The sequence below is a fragment of the [Flexibacter] sp. ATCC 35208 genome (assembly GCF_001975825.1).
In the GTDB taxonomy this organism is placed as follows: Bacteria; Bacteroidota; Bacteroidia; order Chitinophagales; family Chitinophagaceae; genus Chitinophaga.
Window position 1 is genome coordinate 1 of sequence record NZ_MTKN01000201.1, and the last position, 751, is coordinate 751.

Here is a 751-nt window from a genome sequence, read left to right on the forward strand (position 1 = left end):
TTCTTTATCTCGCTCTGTTATTTTCGCTTTGTTGAATCTCTGTTTTCTTAAAAGCTTGTTTCTTTGAATTTCCAAAACTGTATGTTGCTATCAGTTTAAAATAATTGGTGGTGTAGGTTCTGTGATAATATATTTCGGTTTTACCAACATCATAATTACCGGACACCATAAAGTCGTGAAAGATATCATTTGCGGTAAAATTGATTTTTAGCGCCTCTTTAAAAAAGTTTCTTTCGATTCCTACAGTAACTGTCGATCTGCTATTTTCGCTTCTTAATCCGTAGCTTTTATCGCCAAGATACCAGGCAAGCAATTGAACTTTAAAAAGATTCGGGATCGTAAATGTATTATTAGAATACAGATAGATTTGAGGTTTGACAGGACCCAAAGCATATTCATAAAAATTATCAATCGATTTGCTTAAATTCATACTAATGGTATTCGTTGAATTCCACCATTTGTTTGTAAATGATCTTGAAAGCGAAGTAAAAAAAGTATGTTCTTTTTCTATATTTAATGATCTCAAAATATAACTATTTGGTGTATCGCCACGCAAAGCAGCTCCGGAAATTGGATCGATTTTATAAGTATATCCTATTTTAAAATCCAACTTTTTGTACATCGAACCAATTTCAAAAGCGTGAGTCTTTTCAGGAAGCAAATTAGGGATTCCTTCTATAGTAGTAAACGGATCCTGATAAATAACATACGGATTCAAAGCCTGTTATCTTGGTCTTGTTATTCTGGAATC

1 protein-coding gene is annotated in these 751 nt (G+C 32.6%); it reads right to left on the reverse strand.

Annotated elements, in window-relative coordinates; all coding sequences use genetic code 11:
* Positions 1-4: 4 nt before the first annotated feature.
* On the reverse strand, positions 5-718 hold the full coding sequence (locus tag BW716_RS35075; protein WP_235644031.1) for an outer membrane beta-barrel protein: 714 nt from the start codon (positions 716-718) through the stop codon (positions 5-7).
* Between the last annotated feature and the right edge of the window lie 33 nt (positions 719-751).